This window comes from Streptomyces sp. NPDC029014, from assembly GCF_055564695.1.
Genome location: NZ_JBVHVT010000031.1, coordinates 63,273 through 85,706 on the forward strand (window position 1 = coordinate 63,273; position 22,434 = coordinate 85,706).

At 74.1% G+C, this 22,434-nt stretch carries 20 protein-coding genes; 5 read left to right on the forward strand and 15 right to left on the reverse strand.

Features of this window, described 5'->3' with window-relative positions; all coding sequences use genetic code 11:
• Window positions 1-86: 86 nt before the first annotated feature.
• From ACZ4VL_RS18895 to ACZ4VL_RS18905, 3 genes are read right to left on the reverse strand one after another with little or no spacing between them, the layout of a single operon-like run.
• Complete coding sequence (locus ACZ4VL_RS18895) at window positions 87-707, reverse strand: hypothetical protein (RefSeq protein ID WP_468200941.1); 621 nt, start codon at window positions 705-707, stop codon at window positions 87-89.
• A 42-nt stretch (window positions 708-749) separates the two neighbouring features.
• The gene (locus ACZ4VL_RS18900; protein ID WP_468200944.1) at window positions 750-1,940 is read right to left on the reverse strand and encodes a glutathionylspermidine synthase family protein; all 1,191 of its coding nucleotides are present in this window, start codon (window positions 1,938-1,940) and stop codon (window positions 750-752) included.
• Between the two features lie 4 nt (window positions 1,941-1,944).
• Window positions 1,945-2,244 (reverse strand): hypothetical protein, encoded by a 300-nt coding sequence (locus tag ACZ4VL_RS18905; protein WP_361093578.1) that lies wholly within the window; start codon window positions 2,242-2,244, stop codon window positions 1,945-1,947.
• Window positions 2,245-2,341: 97 nt separating this feature from the next.
• On the opposite strand from ACZ4VL_RS18905, the gene ACZ4VL_RS18910 reads away from it, so the two are divergent.
• Window positions 2,342-3,226, forward strand: coding sequence for a DMT family protein (locus ACZ4VL_RS18910; protein ID WP_468201013.1), 885 nt, complete (start codon window positions 2,342-2,344; stop codon window positions 3,224-3,226).
• A 22-nt stretch (window positions 3,227-3,248) separates the two neighbouring features.
• Here the strand turns inward: ACZ4VL_RS18910 and pdxR are convergent, their stop codons facing one another.
• Entirely contained in the window at window positions 3,249-4,649 is a 1,401-nt protein-coding gene (pdxR, locus tag ACZ4VL_RS18915) for a MocR-like pyridoxine biosynthesis transcription factor PdxR (protein WP_468200947.1), read from the reverse strand.
• Window positions 4,650-4,695: 46 nt separating this feature from the next.
• On the opposite strand from pdxR, the gene ACZ4VL_RS18920 reads away from it, so the two are divergent.
• On the forward strand, window positions 4,696-5,199 hold the full coding sequence (locus tag ACZ4VL_RS18920) for a carboxymuconolactone decarboxylase family protein (RefSeq protein WP_468200950.1): 504 nt from the start codon (window positions 4,696-4,698) through the stop codon (window positions 5,197-5,199).
• A gap of 108 nt (window positions 5,200-5,307) precedes the next feature.
• On the opposite strand, the gene ACZ4VL_RS18925 is transcribed toward ACZ4VL_RS18920, so the two are convergent.
• The 3 genes from ACZ4VL_RS18925 to ACZ4VL_RS18935 all read right to left on the reverse strand — a co-directional run bounded on the left by ACZ4VL_RS18925 (window position 5,308) and on the right by ACZ4VL_RS18935 (window position 7,947).
• Window positions 5,308-6,297, reverse strand: coding sequence for a malate dehydrogenase (locus ACZ4VL_RS18925; RefSeq protein ID WP_468200953.1), 990 nt, complete (start codon window positions 6,295-6,297; stop codon window positions 5,308-5,310).
• Window positions 6,298-6,578: 281 nt separating this feature from the next.
• Window positions 6,579-7,094: a DUF3017 domain-containing protein gene (locus ACZ4VL_RS18930; RefSeq protein ID WP_468200956.1), complete on the reverse strand. Its 516-nt coding sequence runs from the start codon at window positions 7,092-7,094 to the stop codon at window positions 6,579-6,581.
• Window positions 7,084-7,947 carry a bifunctional methylenetetrahydrofolate dehydrogenase/methenyltetrahydrofolate cyclohydrolase gene (locus ACZ4VL_RS18935; RefSeq protein ID WP_468200958.1) on the reverse strand — a complete coding sequence of 288 codons (864 nt, stop codon included), beginning with the start codon at window positions 7,945-7,947 and terminating at the stop codon, window positions 7,084-7,086. Before ACZ4VL_RS18935 ends, ACZ4VL_RS18930 begins: the two co-directional genes overlap by 11 nt.
• Window positions 7,948-8,200: 253 nt before the next feature.
• Here ACZ4VL_RS18935 and ACZ4VL_RS18940 point away from each other — a divergent pair, with 253 nt between their 5' ends.
• Window positions 8,201-8,821 (forward strand): hypothetical protein, encoded by a 621-nt coding sequence (locus ACZ4VL_RS18940; protein ID WP_468200961.1) that lies wholly within the window; start codon window positions 8,201-8,203, stop codon window positions 8,819-8,821.
• A 100-nt stretch (window positions 8,822-8,921) separates the two neighbouring features.
• Here ACZ4VL_RS18940 and purH read toward each other — a convergent pair whose 3' ends face one another.
• The gene (gene purH, locus ACZ4VL_RS18945) at window positions 8,922-10,502 is read right to left on the reverse strand and encodes a bifunctional phosphoribosylaminoimidazolecarboxamide formyltransferase/IMP cyclohydrolase (protein ID WP_468200962.1); all 1,581 of its coding nucleotides are present in this window, start codon (window positions 10,500-10,502) and stop codon (window positions 8,922-8,924) included.
• Window positions 10,499-11,122 (reverse strand): phosphoribosylglycinamide formyltransferase, encoded by a 624-nt coding sequence (gene purN, locus ACZ4VL_RS18950; RefSeq protein ID WP_468200965.1) that lies wholly within the window; start codon window positions 11,120-11,122, stop codon window positions 10,499-10,501. Before purN ends, purH begins: the two co-directional genes overlap by 4 nt.
• 313 nt (window positions 11,123-11,435) lie before the next feature.
• On the opposite strand from purN, the gene ACZ4VL_RS18955 reads away from it, so the two are divergent.
• Complete coding sequence (locus tag ACZ4VL_RS18955; protein ID WP_468200967.1) at window positions 11,436-12,113, forward strand: hypothetical protein; 678 nt, start codon at window positions 11,436-11,438, stop codon at window positions 12,111-12,113.
• 4 nt (window positions 12,114-12,117) lie between these two features.
• Here ACZ4VL_RS18955 and ACZ4VL_RS18960 read toward each other — a convergent pair whose 3' ends face one another.
• Window positions 12,118-13,941, reverse strand: coding sequence for a cell division protein PerM (locus ACZ4VL_RS18960; RefSeq protein ID WP_468200970.1), 1,824 nt, complete (start codon window positions 13,939-13,941; stop codon window positions 12,118-12,120).
• Window positions 13,942-14,049: 108 nt separating this feature from the next.
• Between ACZ4VL_RS18960 and ACZ4VL_RS18965 the strand changes: the two genes are divergently transcribed.
• Window positions 14,050-15,090 (forward strand): SigE family RNA polymerase sigma factor, encoded by a 1,041-nt coding sequence (locus tag ACZ4VL_RS18965; RefSeq protein ID WP_468200973.1) that lies wholly within the window; start codon window positions 14,050-14,052, stop codon window positions 15,088-15,090.
• A gap of 81 nt (window positions 15,091-15,171) precedes the next feature.
• Here the strand turns inward: ACZ4VL_RS18965 and sucD are convergent, their stop codons facing one another.
• The 5 genes from sucD to ACZ4VL_RS18990 form a co-directional block, all read right to left on the reverse strand.
• Window positions 15,172-16,062 carry a succinate--CoA ligase subunit alpha gene (sucD, locus tag ACZ4VL_RS18970; RefSeq protein ID WP_468200975.1) on the reverse strand — a complete coding sequence of 297 codons (891 nt, stop codon included), beginning with the start codon at window positions 16,060-16,062 and terminating at the stop codon, window positions 15,172-15,174.
• 23 nt (window positions 16,063-16,085) lie between these two features.
• Window positions 16,086-17,267, reverse strand: coding sequence for an ADP-forming succinate--CoA ligase subunit beta (gene sucC, locus ACZ4VL_RS18975; RefSeq protein WP_468200977.1), 1,182 nt, complete (start codon window positions 17,265-17,267; stop codon window positions 16,086-16,088).
• A 331-nt stretch (window positions 17,268-17,598) separates the two neighbouring features.
• Window positions 17,599-18,711 (reverse strand): VWA domain-containing protein, encoded by a 1,113-nt coding sequence (locus ACZ4VL_RS18980; RefSeq protein WP_468201015.1) that lies wholly within the window; start codon window positions 18,709-18,711, stop codon window positions 17,599-17,601.
• Window positions 18,712-18,881: 170 nt separating this feature from the next.
• A complete protein-coding gene (locus ACZ4VL_RS18985; RefSeq protein WP_468200979.1) occupies window positions 18,882-21,215 on the reverse strand; it encodes a DUF5682 family protein in 2,334 nt (777 codons plus the stop codon).
• On the reverse strand, window positions 21,212-22,318 hold the full coding sequence (locus ACZ4VL_RS18990) for an ATP-binding protein (protein WP_468200982.1): 1,107 nt from the start codon (window positions 22,316-22,318) through the stop codon (window positions 21,212-21,214). Before ACZ4VL_RS18990 ends, ACZ4VL_RS18985 begins: the two co-directional genes overlap by 4 nt.
• Between the last annotated feature and the right edge of the window lie 116 nt (window positions 22,319-22,434).

A 22,434-nucleotide genomic window follows, 5' to 3' on the forward strand; every position in this document is an offset into this window, starting at 1 on the left:
GGCCGCGGTGGTGTGCCGCGCCGGCCCGCCGGAGGGTCCGCCGGCGGAGAGGAACGGCGTACGGGGGCGCGCCCGGGCGGGAGCCGTCAGAGCGGCAGCCCGACCAGCCCCCACCGGCGCCGCCCGGCCTCCCCGACCACCTCGGCCCAGCCCGACAGCAGCCGGGTGAAGTCCTCGAAGTCCGCGATCCACCGTCCCGGGCCCGCGGCGTGGCGCGCGTACGGCTCGCGCAGGCTCGGCAGGGCCATCGCGGCCTCCCGCCAGTCGCGGCCCAGCCGGGCCACCGCGTCCGGCCCGCGGGCGATGAGCGGCCCCGACCGCCACAGCGGGGCGAGGGAGGGGAACAGCCCGGGGTCCACGTGCTCGGCGTCGGTCCCGGGATCGGGCCCCGACCAGACCAGCGCGCCCAGGAACGCGTCCAGGGCCGCCCGCAGCCCGGGATCGGCGGCGCCCCGGACGTCCTCCCACGCCTCTGCGGCCCAGAAGTGCGGCTTGTACGAGCCGAGCGTGCCGGCGAACTCGTACCGGCCCAGCCAGGACCTGTCCGGCTCGGCCGGCCACACCCAGCCGGCGTCGAGGACCGGGGCGTCGCCGACCCCGTCGTCGTCCGGGTACGCCGACTCCTGCAACACGGTGAGCCGCTCGTCCGGCGGGATCCGCACGAGGTGTGCCCAGTCGACCGCCAGGACCGTGATGTCCGCACCCATGCGGCGAGGTTAGCCGGGGCCGGCAGACCCCCGGCGACGGCACTAGAGGATGACGTGCGGAAGGAAGCGGGCGTACTCGTCCGTGACGGGGCCCGCGGACTCGCGGATTCCCAGGCCCGCGGCCTCCTCCTCGACGACCCAGGCACCGAGCACGACCCGGTTGCCGTCGAAGTCGGGCAGCGGGGCCAGCCCCTGGTACACGTACCGCTCGCCCTCGGCCGGGGTGAACGGCTCGCCGCCGGGGGTGTGCAGGCTGACGCCGGCGCCCTCGCGGCCCAGCAGCGGCTTCGCCGCGAAGCCGGTGGTGTCGGCCAGTTCGCGGGGGCCGTCGAGGTAGGCGGGCAGCAGGTTGGGGTGTTCGGGGAACAGCTCCCACAGGATCGCCAGCAGCGCCTTGTTGGACAGCAGCATCTTCCACAGCGGTTCGATCCAGCAGGTGGTGCCGGAGCCGCCGCCCTGGTCGTAGGTGTCCAGGACGTGCGGGCCGAACTCGTCGGCGGCCAGCCACTCCCACGGGTAGAGCTTGAAGATGCCGCGGATGAACCGCAGGTGCTGGTCGACGAACCGGCCCGAGAGGGTGTCCCAGCCGATCTGCTCGACGGACAGCGCCTCGGTGTCCAGGCCCGCCTGCTCGGCGGTCTCCTGGAGGTAGGCCACCGTCATCAGGTCCTCGCCGAGCTCGTCGGCCGCGGAGTGCGCGAAGTGCACGGGGCCGGGCGGCAGCAGCTCCGCCTGCCGGCGCCAGGCGTCGACGAGACGTTCGTGCAGGGAGTTCCACTGGTCGGCGCCGGGGAAGCGCTCCTCCATCCAGAACCACTGCGGACTGGCCGCCTCCACCAGGGAGGTGGGGGTGTCGGCGTTGTACTCCAGCATCTTGGCGGGGCTGCCGGAGCCGTCGTAGCGCAGGTCGAAGCGGCCGTACAGGGACGGCTGCTCGGCCCGGCGCCGCCAGGACTCGGCGATCATCGCGGCGAGCTTCGGGTCGGTGATGCCGAGGTCGGCGAAGCGGTCGTGCTCGACGATGTGCGCGGCCGCGGCCAGGCACATGGCGTGCAGTTCCTCGACGACGTTCTCCAGCGCCTCGACCTCGGGGAGCGAGAAGGAGTAGTAGGCGCTCTCGTCCCAGTACGGGCGCAGGGAGTCGTCGGGGTAGCGGGTGAGGGGGTAGACGAGCCCCTGCTCCTCGACGGTCTTCTGCCAGTCGGGCCGCGGCTCGATGGTGTGGCGCTGCACGGGTTCAGCCTCCGCTGGAGCTCTTGCCGCCGCCGATGCCGCCGGTCTTGACGGCCGACTTGTCGAAGCTCCCGCCGCCGACCCTGTTGTTGGTGACGGTGCCGCCGTAGTAGTACGAGCCGCGGCCGCCGCTCCTGCACTCCTTGGTGTTGAGCTTCTCCAGGGTCACGCGGTCGGCGCAGCGCTTGTCCGGCTCGCTGCTGCTGCCGCAGGCGACGAGGGCTGCGGCGAGCAGGCCCATGCCGCCGAGGGCGACGCCGCCGGAGCGCATGCGTCGGGTGGTGCTGCCACTGCTGCTGTCCATGGCCGACAGACTAGAACGGGGCATCGAAGGGATGGAATCCGGCCGTCGAAACCGTCACCGAGACTCCATGATCTAGAGTCGATTCGTGCTGATCGGTATGGTTTGCGCCCTCGGAGCAGCGGTCTGCTTCGGCACGGCATCGGTCCTGCAGGCGGTCGGCACCCGGGCCGTCGAGCCCGGGTCCGGATCCGGCGTGGACACCGCGCTGCTGCTGCGCGCCGTGCGCCAGTGGCGGTATCTGGCCGGTCTGGGACTGGACGCCGCCGGGTTCGTGCTCCAGATCATCGCCCTGCGGCACATCCCGATCTACGCGGTGGGCGCCGCCCTGGCCGCGAGCCTCGCGGTGACGGCGGTGGTCGCGGCGCGGATGCTGCGGATGCGGCTGAGCGGGGCCGAGTGGTCCGCGGTGGGCGTGGTGTGCGCGGGGCTCGCGATGCTGGCGCTGTCCGCGGGCGAAGAGGGCCCCGGGCAGGGGTCGTCCGCACTGGAGCTGGGCCTGCTGCTGACCGCGGGCGGGGTGCTGGCCGTAGGCGCGCTCTGCGGCGGCCTGCCGGACCGGCCGCGGGCGCTGGTCCTGGGTCTGGCCGCCGGGACGGGCTTCGGGGTGGTGGAGGTCGCGGTCCGCCTCATCGACGGCTTCTCCCCCGCCGAACTGCGCAACCCCGCCCTGTACGCGCTCCTGCTCGGCGGGGGCGCGGCCTTCCTGCTGCTGACCTCGGCGCTGCAGCGCGGCTCGGTCACGGTGGCCACGGCGGGCATGGTGCTGGGCGAGACGATCGGCCCCGCGGTGGTCGGGGTCGTCTGGCTCGGGGACCGCACCCGCGAGGGGCTGACCTGGCTGGCGGTCCTCGGCTTCGTCGTGGCCGTGTCCGGAGCGCTGGCCCTGGCCCGCTTCGGCGAACTCCCGGGGCCGGGGCCGGGGCCGGGGCCGGGTCCGGGTCCGGAACCGCGGCCGGGGCCGGCGGCGGGGAGCGCCCCGTAGTGCCGCGGCCGGCGCCGGACCGTCAGGGCAGGGAGGCCACCAGGGCCGCCAGGGACGCGGACCAGGCGCTCGTCGAGGGGGTGCCGTAGCCGACGACCAGGGCCTCCCGCGGCGGCTCCGCCGCGTCCGGGTGGGCGTAGCGGGACAGGGTCTCCAGGGCGACGTCGTGCCAGGCCGCCGCCCGCAGCACCGCCTCCTGCGCCCCCGCCGGGAGGTCCAGCACCGCGTGCAGGCCCGCCGCGATGCCCGAGACGGCGACCCGCCCCGACACCGCCGCCAGCAGCTCGTCCCGGCGGCGCCGGTAGCGCAGCCGCATGCCGCGCACGTGGCGGTCGTACGCGCCCGAACGGATGAACTCCGCCAGGGTCAGCTGGTCCAGGGCGCTCGACGCCCAGTCGAACCGGCCCTTGGCCGCGAGGACTTCCTCCAACAGTCCCGGCGGCACCACCATCCAGCCCATCCGCAGCCCCGGGGCCAGGGACTTGCTCGCCGTGCCGAGGTACACCACCCGGTCGGGGTCGAGCCCCTGGAGGGCGCCGACCTGCTGGCGGTCGTAGCGGAACTCCCCGTCGTAGTCGTCCTCCAGGATCAACCCGCCCGTGGTCCGGGCCCAGTCGACCGCCGCCGCCCGCCGGGCCGCGGTCAGCGCCACCCCGGTCGGGAACTGGTGGGCGGGCGTGAGCAGCACCGCCCCCGCGTCGCCGGCGGACAGCTCCGGGGTGCGGGCGCCCGCCCCGTCCACCGCCAGCGGGGCCGTCCGCAGCCCGGCCCGGGTCAGCAGCTCGCGGTGCTCGCCCAGGCTGTACCCCTCCACCGCCACCTCCCGTACCCGGCGCGACCGCAGCACCCGCGCCAGCACCGACAGCCCGTGCGCGAAGCCGGAGCACAGCACGATCCGGTCCGGGTCGGCGTACACCCCGCGCGCCCGCGCCAGGTAGCCGGCCAGCGCCTCGCGCAGCTCGACCCGGCCGCGCTGGTCGATCCCGTAGCCGAAGGCCTCGTTCGGGGCGTCCGTCAGCGCCCGCCGGGCCGCCGCCAGCCAGGCCGCGCGCGGGAATCCGCCCAGGTCCGGGGTGCCGGCCAGCAGGCTGTGCGCGGCCCCCCGGAGCGCCGGCGGCCGGACGCGGGCCGCGGCCACCGCGGACCGGCGGGGCCGCGCGCGCTCCGCGACCCGGGTGCCCGAACCCTGGCGGGCCGTCAACCAGCCCTCGGCGACCAGTTCGGCGTAGGCCTCCGCGACCGTGTTGCGGGCGATCCCGAGGTCGGCGGCGAGCGACCGCGAGGACGGCAGCCGGGTTCCGGGAGCGAGCCGGCCGCTGCGCGCGGCGTCGCGCAACGCCTCGGTGAGACCGGCCCGCAGGCCGCGCCCGGCGGACAGGTCCAGATGCAGGTCGGCCCCGAAATTGGCCCATGATTCCGTCATGAACATGGACCATATCCGCGGGCCGCCTGCGCCCTAGGGTGGGGGCATGACCACGACTCACGACCACAGCACCGACTACGCCCCCGAGCACACCCCCCGCATGGGCTGGACCAAGCACGTGCCCGAGGTCTACAAGGCGATCGTCGCCCTGGAGGTTGCGTCGAAGAAGGGCCTGGACCCGCTCCTGGTGGAGCTCGTCAAGATCCGTGCCTCGCAGCTGAACCACTGCGCGTTCTGCCTGGACATGCACTCGAAGGACGCGCTGGCCGCGGGAGAGAGCCTGCAGCGGATCGTCCAGCTCAGCGCCTGGGAGGAGTCGCGGCACTTCTACACCGAGAAGGAGATCGCCGCGATCGAACTGACCGAGGCGGTGACCGTGCTGACGGACGGCTTCGTGCCGGACGAGGTGTACGAGAAGGCCGCGAAGCACTTCGAGGAGAAGGAACTCGCCCAGCTGATCGCCGTGATCGCGACGATCAACGTGTGGAACCGCTTCGCCGTCACCACCCGCATGGTCCCCGGCCACTACACCCCGGGCAAGCACCACTGAGGCGACCCCCGACAGGGGAACGGGGAACGGGGGAACCGGGGGAACGGAGGGAACGGGAAAGGCCCCGGCGCGCAAGTGCGCCGGGGCCTTCGCCGTGATCGGTCCGGATCAGATGAGGCCGAGCTCGCGGACCGCGTCGCGCTCCTCGGAGAGCTCCTGCACCGAGGCGTCGATGCGGACGCGGGAGAACTCGTTGATGTCCAGGCCCTGGACGATCTCGTACTTGCCGTCCTTGCAGACCACCGGGAAGGAGGAGATGAGACCCTCCGGCACGCCGTAGGAGCCGTCCGACGGGATGCCCATGGAGGTCCAGTCGCCCTCGGCGGTGCCGTTGACCCAGGTGTGGACGTGGTCGATGGCGGCGTTGGCGGCGGAGGCGGCCGAGGACGCGCCACGGGCCTCGATGATGGCCGCGCCGCGCTTGGCGACGGTCGGGATGAAGGTGTCGGCCAGCCACGCCTCGTCGGCCACGACCTCGGCGGCGTTCTTGCCGGCGATCTCCGCGTGGAAGACGTCCGGGTACTGGGTGGCGGAGTGGTTGCCCCAGATCGTCAGGCGCTTGATGTCGGAGACGGCGGCACCGGTCTTGGCGGCCAGCTGCGAGATCGCGCGGTTGTGGTCCAGGCGGGTCATCGCGGTGAAGCGCTCCGCCGGTACGTCCGGGGCGGCCGACTGGGCGATCAGGGCGTTGGTGTTGGCCGGGTTGCCGACGACGAGGACCTTGATGTCGTCCGCGGCGTGGTCGTTGATGGCCTTGCCCTGCGGCTTGAAGATGCCGCCGTTGGCGGAGAGCAGGTCGCCGCGCTCCATGCCGGCGGTGCGCGGGCGGGCGCCCACGAGCAGGGCGACGTTCGCACCCTCGAAGCCCTTGTTCGGGTCGTCGAAGATGTCGATGCCCTTCAGCAGCGGGAAGGCGCAGTCGTCGAGCTCCATGGCGGTGCCCTCGGCGGCCTTCATGCCCTGGGGGATCTCCAGCAGGCGGAGCTTGACCGGCACGTCCGCGCCGAGCAGGTGACCGGAGGCGATGCGGAAGAGCAGCGCGTAGCCGATCTGGCCGGCGGCGCCGGTGACGGTGACATTCACAGGAGTGCGGGTCATGGCCTTCTCCGTTAGACAGCTGTGGGTGGGGCGTCCCTGCCCCATGTGCTGGCGGACGCCGCTTCCCTGCGAATCTTGACGTGAAGAGACATCCGGCGTCAGGCTATCCGACTCCCAAGGGCCCCAACCCCCCGGTCCGTGTGGTCCGTGGCACACGGACCGGGAGTTCGAAGGCGAGCAGCCGTACACGCCCCCGCAATTCGCCCGCCCGGCTCATCCGGACGGGTGGATCCGGTGGGTCCGGCGCCGCTGGTGGGGCGGCCGCCGGACCTGCCTGCGGGTCAGCGGACGGTGAAGCGGACCGCGTCCTCCAGGAACGGGACGTCCAGCCACGGCTTGGGCGCGACCACCAGCGCGAGCAGCGTGATCGCCGCGCCCAGCAGCCCGTACGTGATCATGTCCGTGAACCGGGAGCGCACGGCGAGCATGCCCACGTCCGGCAGGACGCGCCGGAGCACCGCGGCGCCCAGCAGGGCCACGCCGATGACCAGGCAGCCGACCCGCGGCTGGTCCAGCGCGGTGAGCAGCAGCCCGATCGCGGTCGCGGCGAGCACGCTGAGCATCGGCCACTGACGGGCCGCGAGCGCGTCCCCGGGCCCGGCCCGGCCCGCGCCCTCGGGGCGGGCCGTGTCCTGCGTGACGGAGGGGAAGCGGCGTGACCTCGGGGTCTGCTCCGCCGACCCGTCGGCGCCGGTCCCGGCCTCGGCGCCGTTCCCGGTTCCGGCCTCGGCGCCGGTCCCGGTTCCGGCATCGGCCTCGGCGCCGGTTCCCGCCTCGGCGTCGTGCTCAGCCCGCACTGGTCGCCGTCCGTTCGGCCGCGTCGACGACGTTGACGAGGAGCTGGGCACGGGTCATCGGGCCGACGCCGCCCGGGTTCGGGGAGATCCACGCGGCGACCTCGGCGACACCGGGGTGCACGTCGCCGACGATCTTGCCGCTCTCGTCGCGGCTGACGCCCACGTCGAGGACGGCCGCACCCGGCTTGATGTCCTCCGGCTTGACCAGGTGCGGGACGCCGGCCGCCGCGACGACGATGTCGGCGTGACGCAGGATCCCGGACAGGTCGCGGGTACCGGTGTGGCACAGGGTGACGGTGGCGTTCTCGGACTTGCGGGTGAGCAGCAGGCCGATCGAGCGGCCGACCGTGATGCCGCGGCCGACGACCACGACGTGGGCGCCGTTGATCTCCACGCCGTGGTGGCGCAGCAGCTCGACGATGCCGTACGGGGTGCAGGGCAGCGGTCCCGGCTCGTTCAGGACCAGCCGGCCCAGCGACATCGGGTGCAGGCCGTCGGCGTCCTTCGTCGGCTCCATCAGCTCCAGCACGCGGTTGGTGTCGATGCCCTTGGGCAGCGGGAGTTGGACGATGTAGCCGGTGCAGGCAGGGTCCTCGTTCAGCTCGCGGACGACCGCCTCGATCTCCTCCTGGGTGGCCGTGGCGGGCAGTTCGCGGCGGATGGACTCGATGCCGACCTCGGCGCAGTCCTTGTGCTTTCCATTGACGTACCAGCGGCTGCCCGGGTCGTCGCCGACCAGCAGGGTGCCGAGTCCGGGGGTGACGCCCCGGGCCTTGAGGGCCGCCACACGGGCGGTCAGTTCGGACTTGATCGCGGCCGCGGTGGCCTTGCCGTCGAGAATCTGGGCGGTCATGTGTCCATCCTCCCGGATGGGGCGGCCCCGGTTCCACTCAAGGGGCGGCCGTACGGTCACAGGCTTGAACCAATCGTTGCACTTGCACAACAAGTGACGGTGCGGTTGCAATAGACGCTGGACAAGTCCGCCCCGGTCGGCCGACGATGAGCAAAAAGAGTGCCGCGGGCAGTGCCGGGGGGCGGGCCGCAACAGCAGTACCACCTCCGTGCGTGCCGTGCGTCCCCGCACTTCCACGGAGGAACACCCCAAGATGAGCTTCGGCGATCCGAACAACCCGTACGGGCAGCAGCCGCAGGGCCAGCCCGGTTACGGCTACCCGCAGCAGCAGCCCCAGCAGGGCTACCCGCAGCAGGGCGGCTACGCCTACCCGCAGCAGCCCCAGCAGGCGTACCCGGGCTACCCGGCCGGCCCCGGCGGCTACCCGGGCATGCCGATGCAGATGCCCGGCCTGCTGAAGACCGCGCGCGTGTTCCTCTACATCATCGCGGGCATCCAGCTGCTCGTCGGCGTCTTCGCCCTGCTGGGCGCCGCCTTCCTCTCCAGCAGCGACTCGCTCGGCAGCAGCTCCACCGGCGACGCCGCGGCCGGCGTGATCGCGGCCATCGCCCTGGTCTCCATCGCGCTCGCCGTCTGGGCGATCGTGCTCGCCGCGAAGTTCGCCAAGGGCGGCAACGGCGTGCGCGTCACGACGATCGTCTACTCCGTGCTGTTCCTCCTGAGCAGCCTCGGCAACTTCGCCAACCTCGCGGGCAGCGAGGCCGCCCCCGGCTCCATGGTGGGCGGCGTGGTCGGCCTGGCCATCGGCGTGCTGATCCTGGTCGCGGCGGTCAACAAGGACTCCGTCGCCTGGTTCAACCGCCCGCGGTACTGAGCCCGGCGGGGAGTTCCCCGTACGGGGGAACGTGGCAAGAGCGGCGAAGGCCGCGTCCCGCAGTGGTGCGGGGCGCGGCCTTCGCCGTAGGCGCCGTTGCTCAGTGGAAGAAGTGGCGGGTGCCGGTGAAGTACATGGTCACGCCCGCCGCCTTCGCGGCCTCGACGACCTGCTCGTCACGGACCGAACCACCCGGCTGGACCACGGCCTTGACGCCCGCCGCGGTCAGGATCTCCAGCCCGTCCGGGAACGGGAAGAAGGCGTCGGAGGCGGCGTACGAGCCCTGCGCGCGCTCGGCGCCGGCCCGCTCGACGGCCAGCTTGGCGGAGTCCACGCGGTTGACCTGGCCCATGCCGACGCCCACCGAGGCGCCGTCCTTGGCGAGCAGGATCGCGTTGGACTTCACGGCCCGGCAGGCCTTCCACGCGAAGGCGAGCTCGGCGAGCTCCTCCGGGGCGAGGGCCTCTCCGGTGGCCAGAGTCCAGTGCTTCGGGTCGTCGCCGTCGGCCTGGAACACGTCGCTCTGCTGGAGCACCGCGCCGCCCGAGATCGGCTTGAGGTCGCCGGGCTGGTGCGGGCTGCCGTCGACGCGCAGCACGCGGATGTTCTTCTTCTTGGACAGGATCGCGAGCGCGCCCTCCTCGTAGGCGGGGGCGGCGATGACCTCGGTGAAGATCTCCGCGACCTGCTCGGCGAGCTGGACGGTCACCGGCCGGTTGACGGCGATGACGCCGCCGAAGGCGGACAGCGGGTCGCAGGCGTGGGCCTTGCGGTGGGCCTCGGCGACGTCCGCGCCGATCGCGATGCCGCACGGGTTGGCGTGCTTGATGATCGCGACGCAGGGCTCGTCGTGGTCGTGGGCGGCGCGGCGGGCGGCCTCGGTGTCCACGTAGTTGTTGAAGGACATCTCCTTGCCGTGCAGCTGCTCGGCGTTGGCGAGCCCGCCCGGCTGCCCGTCGGTGTAGAGGGCCGCGGCCTGGTGCGGGTTCTCGCCGTAGCGCAGGACGGCCTTGCGGTCCCAGGCGCCGGCCAGGAACTCGGGCAGCACGGCCTCCGGCTCCGGGGCGTACGCGTTGGTGAACCAGGAGGCGACGGCCACGTCGTAGGCGGCGGTGTGCTGGAAGGCCTCGGCCGCCAGCCGCTTGCGGGCGCCGAGGTCGAAGCCGCCGGCCTTGGCGGCCGCGAGGACGTCGGCGTACCGGGCCGGGCTGGTGACGACGGCGACGGACGGGTGGTTCTTCGCGGCGGCGCGCACCATGGACGGGCCGCCGATGTCGATCTGCTCGACGCACTCGTCGGGGGTGGCGCCGGAGGCGACGGTCTCCCGGAACGGGTAGAGGTTGACGACCACCAGGTCGAAGGGCTCGACGCCCAGCTCGGCGAGCTGCTCGCGGTGGCTGTCGAGGCGCAGGTCGGCGAGGATCCCGGCGTGGACGCGCGGGTGCAGGGTCTTGACGCGGCCGTCCAGGCACTCGGGGAAGCCGGTCAGCTCCTCGACCTTGGTGACGGGCACGCCGGCGTCGGCGATCCGGGAGGCGGTGGAGCCGGTGGAGACGAGGGAGACACCCGCCTCGTGCAGGCCGCGGGCCAGTTCTTCCAGTCCCGTCTTGTCGTAGACGCTGACGAGGGCGCGCCGGATCGGTCGCTTCGACGAGGTGGTGCTGCTCTCTGCGGCGGTCACTGGATTGTTACCTTTCGTCCCTCAATGCGGTAGCCGTGCCGGGCCAGGCGCCCCACGACGTCGACGAGCAGCTTGCGCTCGACTTCCTTGATGCGCTCATGGAGAGCGGCTTCGTCGTCCTCGTCCCTGACTTCGACCACACCCTGGGCGATGATCGGACCGGTGTCCACGCCCGCGTCCACCAAGTGGACGGTGCAGCCGGTGACCTTCACGCCGTAGGCGAGGGCGTCCCGGACGCCGTGGGCCCCGGGGAAGGCCGGGAGGAGGGCGGGATGGGTGTTGACGATGCGACCGCCGAAGCGGCCGAGGAACGTCTTGCCCAGGATCTTCATGAACCCGGCGGAGACGACGAGGTCCGGCGCGTGCTCCTCGGTCGCCGCGGTGAGCGCGACGTCCCATTCCGCGCGGCTCGCATGGGCCTTCACCGCGCACACGAAGGTGGGGATGCCGGCCTTCTCGGCCCGTTCGAGGCCGGCGATGTCGTCGCGGTCGGCCCCCACGGCGACGACTTCGGCCCCGAAGCCCTCGGCTCCGCCGGGGTGGGCGTCGATGGCGTCGAGCAGGGCCTGGAGGTTGGTGCCGGAGCCGGAGACCAGCACGACCAGGCGGGAGGCGGCCATGGGAGGCCCTTTCTCGCGGAGATCGTCGTTCGTTTTTGTATGGTCATACGAAACTTCGATGCCCTGTTTTACGGGGGACCCTACGAAGCCACCGACCGCCTGCAACGATACCGGCACACGGGACGGCCCCCGCGGGACGGGGGGACGGCCGAGGGGTAGCGTCTGGCATACAAGCCGCGCACGGTGCGGTGTTGAGGGGGCCGCGCAACCCCCGACGCGCCGCGCACGACCACCCGCGACGCATTTCGACGCCGCCGCCCCGGCCCCGGCCGGACGCGCCGGCGTCCACGACACAGGGGAAGTAACGCACTCGATGCCGGACCGCCGTCAGCCCGACTCCTCCACCGACGACAACCCCTTCGCGGCGCCCCCGGAGGGCCGGCCCGACCAGCCGTGGCAACCGCGCGGCGGCGACGGCGGGCGCCCGGGCCAGGACCCGGGGTCCGGTCCGGGCGGACCGGGCGGACCGGGCGGCGGCGCCGGCGGGCCGGCGCGCTGGGACCCGACCGACCCGGTCCAGCGGCGCGCCCGCTACGCGCTGCTCGCCGGCATGTGGGGCTTCTTCTTCGGGATCTTCGGGATCCCGTCGGTGGGACTGCTGCTCGGCGCGCTCGCGGTGTACTGGGGCATCAGCGGCCTGCGCGGCCGGACCGCCCCGGCGCGGACGGACGCGGTCGCGGCCCTGACGGGCGCCGCCGCGGCCGGCGGTACGAACGGCGGCGCGGTCGGCGGCGCCACCCCGGAGCAGGCGGCCCGGGGCGGGCTCGCGGAGTTGGGGCCCGCGGCCGGCCCCCAGCGCGCGGCCGCGGTGAGCGGCCTGGTGACGGCCACCCTGGCGATCCTGCTGGCGCTGGGCTCGTACGGGGTACAGCTCGCCTACAAGGACTTCTACATCTGCCGCGACGACGCCCTGACCAAGCAGGCGGAACTCCAGTGCAACGCGCTGCTGCCGGACAACGCCCTCGGCGAGATCCTGAAGGTCCGCCCGTAGCCGGTCAGGCCGGGGGTCTGCGGCGCGGCAGCACCCGGGCGCCCGCCACCGGGAGCACCGGACGTTCCCGCAGCGCCGGTGCGGCGGCCACCTGCCGCACCGGGGGCGGAAACTGATCCAAATCCAGGTGAAGTCCCGTCACGAGGGTGACCGGGCGGGGCCGTTTGGCCGCTCCGTCTCCCCGATCGGGTGCCGTCGCAGAACCGGGCGCGGGTGCGGGTGCGGGTTCCGGTGCGGGTGCCGGGACGGGTGCGGAGGCGGGCGGCGGGGCGCCCCCGGCCGCCGGGACGGCAGCCGCGGACCGGTCGTCGGCGGCGGGGGCCCCGGGCCGGGCGGCCGGGTCCTGCGGGAGGTCCGGGACCAAGGTGTCCGCCGCCCGCCGCAGCGCCTCCCAGCGGATCTCCCGCACCCCGGCCGCATGCCACGCGTCGTCCTCGGCGGGCTCCGCCCGTCGGACCGGCCGCATCCGCCAGGCGTGCACCGACACCGCCAGCGGCACGGCGGGCAGCAGCGTCCAGCAGCAGGCCGCCGCGCCGGTCGCCCACCACACCGGCCCGAACCGCGCCAGCTCGCCCGAACCCAGCGGGCCGCCCGAGGCCGCCGCGAGGCCGGCCATCACCAGCCCGCACACCAGCGCCCCCAGGGCCGCCGTCAGGGCCGTCTCCCCGTACGAGACGTCACGCGGCCTGCGTACCGCGAACCAGCCGACCACCAGCCCGGCCGCCACCGGAACCACCGCGGTCGCGCAGGTCAGCGGGGTCCCCGGCCCCTGCGGCGGGAGCGCCGCCAGCAGCGGGAAGTCCGGCAGCGCGGGCGATCCGGCGAAGCCGAGCGGGGTGGCGCTCACCCCGCTGCCGAGGGAGAATCCGGGCCCGAGGGCGTACGCCGCGCCCCACACCATCGCGTTCGGGAGCAGTGCGAGCGCGAGCAGCAGGACCGCGAACCGGCCCGACCACACGCTGGTCAGCGCCAGGAACCCGTCCTCGACCGCCCGGCCGTGCCAGCCGAGCGAGAAACCGACCAGCAGGGCGCCCCCGCCGACCAGGACGAGCGCCCCGGCCGCCCCGGCCCGCAGTGCGACCGCGTAGCGGGGGCGGGCCACCGCCCTGCGCACGGCCGCGGGGACCCGGCGGGGCAGCGGTCCGACCGGGTGGCCCCTGGCGGCCCACACCCCGGCGCCGGCGGCGAGCACCGCGACGAGCGGGACGTGCCAGGCGGCACTGAGCGGGTTCGCGGGCATCGGGCCGGCGGCCGCGTAGGCCGTGGCCAGGGAGCCGACGGCCAGGTACCCGCAGAGCACCGCGGAGAAGACGGCGCTCGCGGGCAGTCCGCCGTCGGGCGGACCACCGCCGGCACCCTCGCCACCGGCACCACCGGCTCCGCCGGCACCACTGCCGGCTGCGCCGGCTCCGCCGTCGGCGTCGGCGTCGGCGTCGTTCCCGGCGTCGGCGCGTGCGTCGCCGGAGGCGCTGCCGAGGCGGCCGGCGCGGCGCATGAGCAGCGCGGGCAGGCCGATGAGGAGCAGCGGGGTCACCCCGACGGGGGCCGGCACCCCCGACAGGGTGTCGTAGCGGACCAGTTCGGTGCCGTGGGCGAGGAGCCACAGGCCGGCGGCCAGGTGCAGGGCCCCGCCGGGGCCGCTGTCGGGGTACGGGGAGCTGATCCACAGCACGATGACGAGCACGGCGAGGAAACCGAGCCCCAGCCCGGCGGCCAGCGCGCCGCCCAGCACGCAGGCGGCCGCCTCGGGCGAGCGGCGCCGCCGCCGGGCCGCGGCGTGGCGGGGCCCGGGCCGCAACGGAGTTCCGCGTTCGGTCACTTGTGTCACCCCGTCATGGTGCACAACGACACGCGATATGGGCGGTTAATAGGCGAATGTCTGTTGTGTCGCTAAAGATACGTTTATGTACTTTTTCGGCATCGCCGGGAGTGTGGCATGACAGAGAGCGTCGAGGAGCCGGACAACACCCGCTTCCTGCCCCCGCCTCCGGCGGACCCCCCGTCACACCGGGGTCCGTCGCCCCGCGTTGCCGAACCGCCCGGCGCGCACGGCGGGCCGGACGCGGCCGAGGAGCTCCCCGCGGGGCCCCGCGGCGCGTTCGATGCGCTGTACCGGCAGGCCGCGCCCGGGCTCGTCCGGCAGACCTACCTGCTGACCGGGCGCCGCTTCCTCGCCCTCGAGGCCGTGGAGCGGGCGTTCCAACAGGCCTGGGCGCGCTGGCCCGAGGTCGCCACCGATCCCGACCCGGCCGGGTGGGTGCGCGCGGTCGCGTACGACTACGCCCTCTCCCCCTGGCACCGGCTCCGCCGCGGCATCCAGGACCCCCACGATCCGGACCTCGCCGATCCGGACGACGCGGGCGACCCGGACGCCCCGGACGGCCGGTACGGCCGGGGTGACGCGGCCGACCCGGACGACCCGGACGACCCGGACGACCGGATCCTGATGGACGCCCTGCTGGGGCTGTCGCCGATCCACCGGCGCACCGTGCTGCTCTACCACGGCGTCGGCCTCGACCTCCCCGACACCGCCGCCGAGACCGAGGCCAGCACCCCCACCGCCGGCATCCGCCTCCTGAACGCCCACGACGAGCTCGCCGCCCGCGTCCCCGAACTGGCCGGTGCCCCGCCCGAGGAGCGGCTCGCCCTGCTGGAGCAGCGGCTCGGCGCCCTGGAACCGGGCGTGCCGCTGGTGCCGCGCCCGGCGGCCGCCGTCCGCGGCACCGCCGAGCGCCGCACGCGGCGCTGGACCCGCGCCGTCGTCGGCGTGACCGCGATGATCACGGTCGCGACCTCGTACACCCTCTCGACCGCGCCCACCCGGTACGAGGCCCCGGTCTCGCCCGGCGTCAGCGTGTCCGGGGTGCCCCCGCTGAGCGGCCCCCAGCAGCTCACCGAGGAGCGCAGACAGCTCCACGACAAGCTGCGCGACGACCCGGCCGCCGGGCCCGCCCGGCTCGCGCCGCTCAGCGAATAGGGCGCCGGGAAAAGGGCGTGGGCCGCACCCCCGAAGGGATGCGGGCCACGCCCGTACGCAGGTCGCCGGACGGCAGAAGGGTTACTTCGCGCCGTTCAGGATCTCGCGGGCCAGCTTCGCGGTCTCGGTCGGGGTCTTGCCGACCTTGACACCGGCGGCCTCCAGGGCCTCCTTCTTGGCCTGCGCCGTGCCAGAGGAGCCGGAGACGATGGCGCCGGCGTGGCCCATGGTCTTGCCCTCGGGGGCGGTGAAGCCCGCGACGTAGCCGACGACCGGCTTGGTGACGTTCTTCGCGATGAAGTCCGCCGCGCGCTCCTCGGCGTCGCCACCGATCTCACCGATCATGACGATCAGCTCGGTGTCGGGGTCGGCCTCGAAGGCCTCCAGGGCGTCGATGTGCGTGGTGCCGATGACCGGGTCGCCACCGATGCCGACGGCGGAGGTGAAGCCGATGTCGCGCAGCTCGTACATCATCTGGTAGGTCAGCGTGCCGGACTTGGACACGAGACCGATCTTGCCGGGCTTGGTGATGTCGCCCGGGATGATGCCGGCGTTGGACTGGCCGGGGGTGATCAGACCCGGGCAGTTCGGGCCGATGATGCGGGTCTTGTTGCCCTTGGCGGTCGCGTACGCCCAGAAGGCGGCGGAGTCGTGGACCGCGATGCCCTCGGTGATGACGACGGCCAGCGGGATCTCGGCGTCGATGGCCTCGACGACGGCGGCCTTGGCGAAGGCCGGCGGGACGAAGAGGACGGAGACGTTGGCGCCCGTCTTCTCCATCGCCTCGGCGACCGAGCCGAAGACCGGGACCTCGGTGCCGTCGAAGTCGACGGTGGTGCCGGCCTTGCGCGGGTTCACGCCACCGACGATGTTCGTGCCGTCGGCGAGCATCAGCTTGGTGTGCTTCATGCCCGTGGCACCGGTCATGCCCTGGACGATGACCTTGCTGTCCTTGTTGAGGAAGATAGCCATGGTGAGTCTGTGACCTCGTCCCTTTACTTCGCAGCCGCAGCGAGCTCGGCGGCCTTGTCGGCCGCGCCGTCCATGGTGTCCACGCGCTGGACCAGCGGGTGGTTGGCGTCCGAGAGGATCTTGCGACCCAGCTCGGCGTTGTTGCCGTCGAGGCGGACGACGAGCGGCTTGGTGACCTCTTCGCCCTTGTCCTTGAGCAGCTGCAGGGCCTGGACGATGCCGTTGGCGACCTCGTCGCAGGCGGTGATGCCGCCGAAGACGTTGACGAAGACGGACTTGACGTCCGGGTCGCCGAGGATGATCTCGAGACCGTTCGCCATGACGGCGGCGGAGGCGCCACCGCCGATGTCCAGGAAGTTGGCGGGCTTGACGCCACCGTGGTTCTCACCGGCGTACGCGACGACGTCCAGGGTGCTCATGACGAGACCCGCGCCGTTGCCGATGATGCCGACCTCGCCGTCGAGCTTGACGTAGTTGAGGCCCTTCTCCTTGGCAGCGGCCTCCAGCGGGTTGGCGGCGGCCTTGTCCACGAGCTCCTCGTGGGACGGCTGACGGAACTCGGCGTTCTCGTCCAGGGAGACCTTGCCGTCGAGGGCGATGACGTCGCCGGAGACGACCTTCGCGAGCGGGTTGACCTCGACGAGGAGCGCGTCCTCGGCGACGAAGGTGTCCCACAGGGTGACCAGGACCTCGGCCACCTTCTCGGCGACGTCGGCCGGGAACTGGGCCAGCGCGACGATCTCGCGGGCCTTCTCGATGGAGACGCCCTCGTTGGCGTTGACCGGGACCTTGGCGAGCTTCTCGGGGGTCGTCGCGGCGACCTCCTCGATGTCCATGCCGCCGGCGACCGAGGCCATGGCCAGGAAGGTGCGGTTGGTGCGGTCCAGCAGGTAGGAGACGTAGTACTCCTCGACGATCTCCGGAGCGGTCTCCGCGATCATCACCTTGTGGACCGTGTGGCCCTTGATGTCCATGCCCAGGATGTCCGTCGCGCGGGCGACGGCCTCGTCCGGGGTGGCGGCCAGCTTGACGCCGCCGGCCTTGCCGCGGCCACCGACCTTCACCTGCGCCTTGACGACAGACTTGCCGCCCAGCCGCTCGGTGGCCTCGCGAGCCGCCTCAGGCGTGTCGATCACTTCACCGGCCAGCACCGGTACACCGTGCTTGGCGAAGAGGTCCCTCGCCTGGTACTCGAACAGGTCCACGCGCGTCCGTCCCTTGTCTTCAAAGATTCGCAGTAATTCGCGGTTGTCTGCGTGGGCGTGCCGCGGAGGGCAACGTGACGGCGCTGTCACAGGGGATGCGCACACGGTGACCGTGGACGCGGCATGTCCGTCCCGCAGGTTATCCCCGGGACACCTGCCTCCCTAAATCGCAGATCACACCTGAGCGGTGATACCTGTCACAGATCCGCTCAGGGTCGGGCCGCACATTCGTGCGATCCGCCGATGTCCCGCCGGGGCCGGTCGGGCACGGATCGAGCCACCGATCGGCCTCCGATCGGGCCCCTGCTCAGGGCGCCGGTCGGGCCGTCGGTCAGGGCGTCGGGAGGGGGCGCCTCTCCAGGGCCGCCGCCATGACCTCCGGGAACAGGTCGGGGGTACAGGCGAAGGCCGGGGCGCCCAGGGCCGCCAGGGCCGCGGCGTGCTCCCGGTCGTAGGCGGGGGCGCCCTCGTCGGACAGCGCGAGCAGCGCCACGAACTCGGTCCCCGCCGCCTTCATCGCCGCCACCCGCCGCAGCATCCCGTTGCGTATGCCGCCCTCGTAGAGATCACTGATCAGGACCACGACCGTGTCGGCAGGGCGGGTGATCTTCGACTGGCAGTGGGCCAGCGCGCGGTTGATGTCGGTGCCGCCGCCGAGCCGGGTGCCGAAGAGGACGTCCACCGGATCGTCGAGCTGATCCGTCAGGTCGACGACGGCGGTGTCGAAGACGACGAGGCGGGTCGCGATCGAGCGCATCGAGGCCAGCACCGCCCCGAAGACGGAGGCGTAGACGACGGAGGCCGCCATCGACCCCGACTGGTCGATGCAGAGGACCACCTCCTTCTTCACCGATTGGGCCGCACGGCCGTACCCGATCAGCCGCTCGGGGACGACCGTCCGGTACTCGGGCAGGTAGTTCTTCAGGTTCGCCCGGACGGTCCGGTTCCAGTCGATGTCGGCGTGCCGGGGGCGGCTGGTGCGCGCGGACCGGTCGAGGGCGCCGCCGACGGTGGCCCGGGTCCGCGCGGCCAGCTTCTCCTCCAGCTGCTCGACCACCTTGCGGACCACGGCCCGGGCCGTCTCCCGGGTCGTCTCGGGCATCGCCTTGTTGAGGGAGAGCAGCGTGCCGACCAGGTGCACGTCCGGTTCGACGGCCTCCAGCATCTCCGGCTCCAGCAGCAGCGCGGACAGGCCGAGCCGCTCGATGGCGTCGCGCTGCATCACCTGGACGACGGGGGCGGGGAAGTACGTACGGATGTCGCCGAGCCAGCGGGCCACCGAGGGAGCGGAGCCGCCGAGCCCCGCGGACCGCTCCCCGGACGCCCGGCGCGGGCCGCCGGCCGCCCCGCCGCCGTAGAGGGCGCCCAGCGCGGCGTCCATCCCGGCGTCCCGGCCGGTCAGGGTGCACCCGGTACCGTCCGCCTCGCCCCCGCCGAGCACCATCCGCCACCGGCGCAGCCGCTCCGCCTCCTCCGCCGTGCCGTCCACACCGTCCGCACCGTCCACACCGTCCGCAGCCACCACGTGCCCCGTCCCGCTCATCCGTCCGTCCCCCTTCGTGTCCTGTGCGCCGCCGGTCACCGGCCGCCGGCCCTTCCTGCCCGCCGCTGGCCTCAGGGGCCCGCGGTCCGGGTGCTGGCTCCGGCTCCGGCTCCGGCGAGGATCAGGTGGACCAGGTCCACGACCGCGTCCGCGCGGGCGGGGTCCAGCTCCGGGGCGAAGCCCTCGGGGGCCGCGCCCGCACCGACCGGTCCGGGCCGGGCGCCGGGCCCGCGGCGGGCCAGTTCGCCGAGGGTCCGCCGGACGCCCGGCTCGTACGCCCCGAAGGTCCGCCGCAGCAGCGGCAGCACGTCGGTGAACGCCCCCGCCGGCACCGAGACGAGCCAGGCGTCGATCAGCCCGAGCAGCCGCTCGTCGTGGACCAGCAGCGTGCCTCCGCCCGCACCGCCCCCGGCGAAGCCGTCGATCCAGCCGGCCGCGTCGGCGGGGGCGGCGGCCGGCGACAGGGCGAGCCCCATCAGCCGGGCCGTCTCCTCGGCCGGCAGCCGTCCCTCGTCGAGCAGCAGCCGGGCCGCCCGCCCCCGGATCAGCCCGGGTACGGATTCCCGCCCGGCCAGCGTCCGCAGCACCGCCGACCACCGCTCGCGCAGCCCGCCGTCCGCCAGCAGGGCGACCGCCCCGTGCACCGCGTCCACATGGCCGCGCAGCTCCGCCGCCGCGTCGGCGTCCAGGCCGGCGGAGCAGGCGGGCGGCAGCGCCACGCAGATCCGCTCCGCGAGCCCGCCCGCCACCGCGCCCAGCGCCGAGGCGTCGGTGCCCCGGACGTCCCCGTAGCGCAGGGAGCGGGCCAGGGCCGGCAGGGCCTTGGAGAGCCGCGCCACGTCCGTGTCCAGCGCGGCCAGGTCGGCGAGGGCCCGCAGGACCGCGGGCAGCGCCTCGGACAGCCCCGCCAGCAGGCACCGCTCGGCCAGCGCCGTGACGTCGCCCAGCTCCGTCGCCGAAGCCGCGTCCGCCTCCGCCTTCGCGGTGGCCGCCGCGAGGACGGTGGTGCCCCAGATCCCGGCCTCGGCCACCCGCACCGACAGCTCCGGCTCCCAGCGCAGCCGCCACGTCTCCCGGAAGGTCCCCGTGCCGGCCCGCGAGGCGGTGGGTCCGCCCCAGTCGACGCCGAGCAGCCTCAGCCGGTGCAGCAGCAGTGACCGGGCCGCGTCGGTGTCCTTGCGCAGGTCGAGCTCCAGCTCGCGCTCCTGGGCCTCGACCTTGAGGCGCAGCGAGCGCTGCTGCCGGGTCAGGTCCCGCTGAAGTGGCACGGCGGGCGCGCCGTCCGGGACGCTGCCCAGCACGTCGCCGACGACCAGGCGGTCCTCGACGAGCGCGAGCGGGACGTCGGAGCCGTCGCACATCACGGCGCGGACCGCCTCCAGGGTCTCGGCCAGCCCGGGCAGCGGCCGGCCGCGCACCGCAGTCAGCGTCTCGGCGAGCCGGACCGCCTCGATGACGTGCGCCGTGGAGACCTGCCGGTCCTCCTCCCGCAGCAGCCCGGCCACCTTGGTCAGCCACCGCTCGACCGGCCGGTCCCGGGCGGCGAAGAGGTGGGCGTACCAGCCGGGCGAGGCGATGCCCGCCCCGTACCCCCCGGACCGGGCGAGGCGCCGGTGCGTCCAGGGCACCCAGGTCGTCTCCACCTTGGTCCTGGGCAGGCCGGTCAGCAGCTTCCTGTCGGCCGCCGCCGTGGTCCCGGCGCGCAGGGCCGGGACGTGCCAGGCGCCGCACACCACGGCGTAGGAGTCGCCGAACTCCCGGCGGGCGGCCCGCATCCGCTGCCGCATGTGGGCCTCGCGCACCAGGTCGCGGGGGTCCTCGCGGTCCGCGTACGTCTCGCGCAGCGCGGCCATGGCCTCGCCGAGCACCTCGAAGACGGCCGCCGGGTCCTGCGGCCCCGCGCCCGTGCCCGTGCCCCGGTGCTCGACGACGTCCTCCCACCAGCGCTCGGGGTCGTCGTACCCGGCGGTCCCGGCCAGTGCGGCGAGCGGGTCGGGCCGCACCGCGCCGGGCGCGCCCGGCCCCTCCTCCCCTTCCCCGTCGGACGCGGATTCCGGCCGGACGGCCAGGGTGTGCGCGGCGGGCAGGTCGATGAAGCGGACCGGGACCGGTTCGGGCTGCTGCTGCGCCCAGCGGATGGCCACCCATTCCGGGGAGAACTCGGCCAGCGGCCAGAACGCGGCCCGGCCCGGGTCGCCGGCGGCGTGCGCGAGCAGCGCCACGGGCGGCCGCATCGCGGGGTCGGCGGCCAGCGGCAGCAGCGCGTCCCCCTCCGGCGGCCCCTCGATCAGGACGGCCGCCGGCCGGGCCGCGTCCAGGGCGGCCCGCACGGCGCGGGCCGAGCCGGGCCCGTGGTGGCGCACGCCCAGCAGCAGCGGCCCCCGCGCGGGCGCCGCCGGACTCATGCCGTCACCTCCCGGCAGGCGCGGTAGAAGTCCTTCCAGCCGTCCCGCTCGCGCACCACGGCCTCCAGGTACTCCTGCCAGACCACCCGGTCGGCGGCCGGGTCGCGGACGACCGCGCCGAGGATCCCGGCGGCCACGTCGGACGGGCGCAGCACGCCGTCCCCGAAGTGGGCGGCCAGGGCCAGGCCGTGGGTGACGACCGAGATGGCCTCGGCGGTGGACAGGGTGCCGCTCGGCGACTTCACCTTCGTCCGGCCGTCGTCGGTGACGCCGTCGCGCAGCTCGCGGAAGACGGTGACGACCCGGCGGATCTCGTCCAGCCCCTCGGGCAGGGCCGGCAGGTCGAGGGCGCGGCCCAGCTGGTCGACGCGGCGGGCGACGATGTCGACCTCGGCGTCGGTGGAGGCGGGCAGGGGCAGCACGACGGTGTTGAAGCGGCGGCGCAGCGCGCTGGACAGCTCGTTGACCCCGCGGTCGCGGTCGTTGGCCGTGGCGATGAGGTTGAAGCCGCGCACGGCCTGCACCTCCTGGCCGAGCTCCGGTATCGGCAGCGTCTTCTCGGACAGGATGGTGATGAGGGTGTCCTGGACGTCGGCCGGGATGCGGGTGAGCTCCTCGACGCGGCAGGTCGCGCCCTCGGCCATGGCCCGCATGACCGGGCTCGGCACGAGCGCCTCGCGGCTGGGCCCGTGGGCGAGGAGGCGGGCGTAGTCCCAGCCGTAGCGGATGGCCTCCTCGGGGGTGCCGGCCGTGCCCTGGACGAGCAGGGTGGAGTCCCCGCTGACGGCGGCCGCGAGGTGCTCCGAGACCCAGGTCTTGGCGGTGCCGGGGACGCCGAGCAGCAGGAGGGCGCGGTCGGTGGCGAGGGTGGTGACGGCGACCTCGACGATGCGGCGCGGGCCGACGTACTTGGGTGTGATGACGGTGCTGTCGTCGAGCGTGCCGCCCAGGAGGTAGGTGGCGACGGCCCACGGGGAGAGCTTCCAGCGGGCCGGGCGGGGCCGGTCGTCCGCCGCTTCCAGGGCTTTCAGTTCGTGCGCGAAGGCGTCCTCGGCGTGCGGGCGCAGTGCCTCGGCGCCGGTGGCGTTCCCCTGCGTGGTCATGGTCCCCCTCCAATGCTCCGCAGCCGCTCCCGACTGCTGCTCCCACGGTGCACCACGGCACTGACAACAGCCGCTGATGGCAACGTCGTTGCAGGTCAGAGCGATTGTCAGTGGGG

Coding starts and splice junctions, on each gene's coding strand:
- ACZ4VL_RS18895 (WP_468200941.1), bottom strand. CDS start 707: ATGGGTGCGGACATCACGGTCCTGGCGGTCGACTGGGCACACCTCGTG.
- ACZ4VL_RS18905 (WP_361093578.1), bottom strand. CDS start 2,244: ATGGACAGCAGCAGTGGCAGCACCACCCGACGCATGCGCTCCGGCGGC.
- ACZ4VL_RS18910 (WP_468201013.1), top strand. CDS start 2,342: ATGGTTTGCGCCCTCGGAGCAGCGGTCTGCTTCGGCACGGCATCGGTC.
- pdxR (WP_468200947.1), bottom strand. CDS start 4,649: ATGACGGAATCATGGGCCAATTTCGGGGCCGACCTGCATCTGGACCTG.
- ACZ4VL_RS18920 (WP_468200950.1), top strand. CDS start 4,696: ATGACCACGACTCACGACCACAGCACCGACTACGCCCCCGAGCACACC.
- ACZ4VL_RS18925 (WP_468200953.1), bottom strand. CDS start 6,297: ATGACCCGCACTCCTGTGAATGTCACCGTCACCGGCGCCGCCGGCCAG.
- ACZ4VL_RS18935 (WP_468200958.1), bottom strand. CDS start 7,947: ATGACCGCCCAGATTCTCGACGGCAAGGCCACCGCGGCCGCGATCAAG.
- ACZ4VL_RS18940 (WP_468200961.1), top strand. CDS start 8,201: ATGAGCTTCGGCGATCCGAACAACCCGTACGGGCAGCAGCCGCAGGGC.
- purN (WP_468200965.1), bottom strand. CDS start 11,122: ATGGCCGCCTCCCGCCTGGTCGTGCTGGTCTCCGGCTCCGGCACCAAC.
- ACZ4VL_RS18955 (WP_468200967.1), top strand. CDS start 11,436: ATGCCGGACCGCCGTCAGCCCGACTCCTCCACCGACGACAACCCCTTC.
- ACZ4VL_RS18965 (WP_468200973.1), top strand. CDS start 14,050: ATGACAGAGAGCGTCGAGGAGCCGGACAACACCCGCTTCCTGCCCCCG.
- sucD (WP_468200975.1), bottom strand. CDS start 16,062: ATGGCTATCTTCCTCAACAAGGACAGCAAGGTCATCGTCCAGGGCATG.
- ACZ4VL_RS18980 (WP_468201015.1), bottom strand. CDS start 18,711: ATGGTGCTCGGCGGGGGCGAGGCGGACGGTACCGGGTGCACCCTGACC.
- ACZ4VL_RS18985 (WP_468200979.1), bottom strand. CDS start 21,215: ATGAGTCCGGCGGCGCCCGCGCGGGGGCCGCTGCTGCTGGGCGTGCGC.
- ACZ4VL_RS18990 (WP_468200982.1), bottom strand. CDS start 22,318: ATGACCACGCAGGGGAACGCCACCGGCGCCGAGGCACTGCGCCCGCAC.